3 protein-coding genes and 1 pseudogene are annotated in these 2892 nt (G+C 71.9%); all 4 read right to left on the bottom strand.

Annotation, left to right across the window (positions count from 1 at the left end):
• On the bottom strand, positions 1 to 535 hold a 535-nt coding region (locus ACRDP3_RS19235; protein ID WP_431518204.1), incomplete at its 3' end, for an aminotransferase class III-fold pyridoxal phosphate-dependent enzyme.
• 141 nt (positions 536 to 676) lie between these two features.
• Positions 677 to 1498: a VTC domain-containing protein gene (locus tag ACRDP3_RS19240; RefSeq protein WP_431518205.1), complete on the bottom strand. Its 822-nt coding sequence runs from the start codon at positions 1496 to 1498 to the stop codon at positions 677 to 679.
• A 49-nt stretch (positions 1499 to 1547) separates the two neighbouring features.
• Positions 1548 to 2177: a DUF4956 domain-containing protein gene (locus ACRDP3_RS19245; RefSeq protein ID WP_431518206.1), complete on the bottom strand. Its 630-nt coding sequence runs from the start codon at positions 2175 to 2177 to the stop codon at positions 1548 to 1550.
• 133 nt (positions 2178 to 2310) lie between these two features.
• Positions 2311 to 2892: pseudogene (locus ACRDP3_RS19250) on the bottom strand (hypothetical protein); the annotation flags it as partial.

Here is a 2892-nt window from a genome sequence, read left to right on the forward strand (position 1 = left end):
CGCCGGCCGCGCCGGTGTCGTTGGCCCAGCGGCGCGGGTCGCCGGTCAGATGGATCGCGGCGGCGGTGTGGCCGTGGTACGAGCGGTAGGTGCTCAGCACCTTGGGCCGGCCGGTGTGCAGCTTGGCCATCCGGACGGCGTTCTCGACGGCTTCGGCGCCGCCGTTGGTGAAGAAGATCTTGTCCAGGTCGCCGGGCGTACGTTCGGCGACGAGCCGGGCCGCCTCGGACCGCACGTCGACCGCGAAGCCCGGTGCGATGGTGCACATCCGGGCGGCCTGCTCCTGGATGGCGGCGACGACCTTGGGGTGCTGGTGGCCGATGTTGGTGTTGACCAGCTGGGAGGAGAAGTCGAGGTAGCTGTTGCCGTCGTAGTCCCAGAAGTACGAGCCCGCGCCGCCGGCGATCGGCAGCGGATCGATCAGGCCCTGCGCGGACCAGGAGTGGAACACGTGCGCCCGGTCGGCGGCCCGTACGGCCTGACCGGCGGCGGGATCGGCGGTGGCGGCGGTTATGGGGGACGGCGTACTGGTCACTGCGGGCTCCTCAGCCTGGGGGACGGCGTCGGGTGGGACGACCAAGGACGGCCTCAGCCTAAGTTCACTCCCCGCCCCCGTCCCCGGTGGGGCGGCACTGTGGGGTTTTCCACCGTCCGGAACCCGCCACCCCGCCGCCGCTCACCGCACCATCCACGCGGGAAAGTGCTCCGGCGGGGAGGGGAACGTCTGCCCCAGCGCACGCTGCCAGCGGTTGCCGACCAGCGTGGGCCACAGCACCGCCAGCACCGCGTACGGGGTGAACTCGGCGGCCCGGATGCCGTAGTCGTGCAGCAGCCGGTCCACATCCGTCAGGTGCGCGGTCGACCTCGTCCCGACCAGGACGAGGTCGTCATCGCCGCGCACCGCGCTGCCGGTGCCGGCGACGGTCCGGCAGACGAGCCCCGCGTCGCAGGTCACGCGCTGCCCCTCGGCGACCAGCGTGACCCGCTGGTACTCCGTGACCAGGGCCGGGACCAGGCCCTCCGGCGGATCGATCCCGTACGCCGAGCGCAGCGTGTCGGCGAGGAAGTGCCGCGCCCCCACGCCCAGCGCCGGGCCGGACGCACTGAGCGGCGTGCGGTGCATCACGGTCTCGCCGCGGCTCCCCTTGAGCCGCACCTGGAACTCCCGCTCGCCCGAGTCCTGGTAGTGGCGCTCGCGGACCGTGAACCGCTGCCGCCGCCCCTGCTGGTGATCGCGGTAGATGTGCAGTGCGGGTGTGTCGTAGTAGACCGAGTGATAGCCGAAGCACCGCCGCCCGCCGATGGTCAGGGCGCGGAAGTACTCCCGCCCACGGGGTTCCGTCAGGTGCGCGAAGAAGTCCACGAAGGTGGTGGCGGGGACGAGGTAGGTGCGGTCGAAGCGGGCCGGCAGCGGGGCGTAGGCCATGACATGGGCGAGCGAGACGGAAGGAGCGGCGGACGAGGCTCGCGCGAGGGCTCGCAGGGCGGATTCGCTCATATCGACGCCCCGACACGGCGCGAGCGACCGGGATCACCCGCGGGGGCGGTCACAGTCCCGCCCGCCGGGGTGCCCGGACGACCGTTGGCGGCGCCGCCGGTTCACGGGGGCGCTTGACCGCTGGCGACCAGCGGTAGCGCACGTCGACGACGACGAGATCGCGCACGTAGTCCACCTCCTGGATCTTCCACGAGAGCGGCTCACCCAAGCGCAAGCGGACGTAGGCGTCGACGGCTTCCGGCTCGGTGATGGCGACGTCGAAGGTGACCACGGCCCGCGCCGTACGGGCGTAGAGACGCGGGTGCCCGGCGACGTACATCACGGCGAGCGGCAGCGCGCACAGAATGGACGCGAGGGTGAAGGGCACGTGCGGCAGGCCGGCGATGAGACCGAGGACGAGGGTCGTGAAGTAGTACGCCACCTCCTCGCTCTGGATCGATTCCGACCGGAGCCGGACGATCGACAGCACGCCGATCAGCCCGAAGCCGAGCGCGATGCCGCCGCTGCCCCCGGTATGGGCGAGGGCCGCGGCGAGCGCGAAGACGGAGACGTTCAGGGTGAGGTAGGCGGGGATCAGATCCCGTCGCCGGTGCCGCGGGTAGTAGACGGCGAAGGTCAGCACGGAGACGGATGCGAGGTCGAGAGCGAGGTGTGCGAGGAGCTGGCGCATCGATTCCATAGCGGAAAAATAGGGCGAATAACCATCAGCATGATACCAAAAGGGTTTCCCACCACCATCAAGGGTGAATCGGGAGCGCGCGCCATCCCGTCTCCGCGCCGGGGCGCATCGCGTCGCGCGGCGTTTCACCGGCTCATTCGTCGTCGGTGTCTTCAGCGTCATCCGCGTCATCGGCGTCATCGGTCGTGACGGCGGCATGTGGTTCCCCGGCGCGGCACCGCACCACGACCGTCAGGTCTCCGGCGTCGTCGCCCGGCGGTTCCAGCTCGATGGTCACGGCCTTCGCCGGGCCCGCCGCCACCTCGTCGGCGGTGTACCCCTCGGCAGGGCTCCAGCTCAGCAGTCTGACGTCGCCGCCGGGGAGGCACTCGACGGCCGCGATGCCGTGCGGGAAGCCGACCATGGCGCGGGACGCGGCCGGGGCACGTGTCGGAGACCCTGACGGTGCCGCGGTCCGGGAGGCCGTACCGGACTCGGAGTCCGACGGACGGCCTGACAGCCGGGACGCCTGGAACGTCGAAGCACGCTCACCGGCCAGCACCCGCCGCACCCCCGCCTCGTCCAGCGGCCCGTGCCGCTGACCGCCGCCCGGCATCCCGTACTCGAACGACCAGATCCCGAGCAGCGCCGCCAGCGCGACCGCGTACAACCAGGCGGCGGGGGCCCACCGTCGCCGCTCCGCGGACGGCACCGCCGCGCCCGCTCCCTCGTGCCC

It is taken from the genome of Streptomyces sp. (assembly GCF_050698815.1).
Lineage (GTDB): Bacteria > Actinomycetota > Actinomycetes > Streptomycetales > Streptomycetaceae > Streptomyces.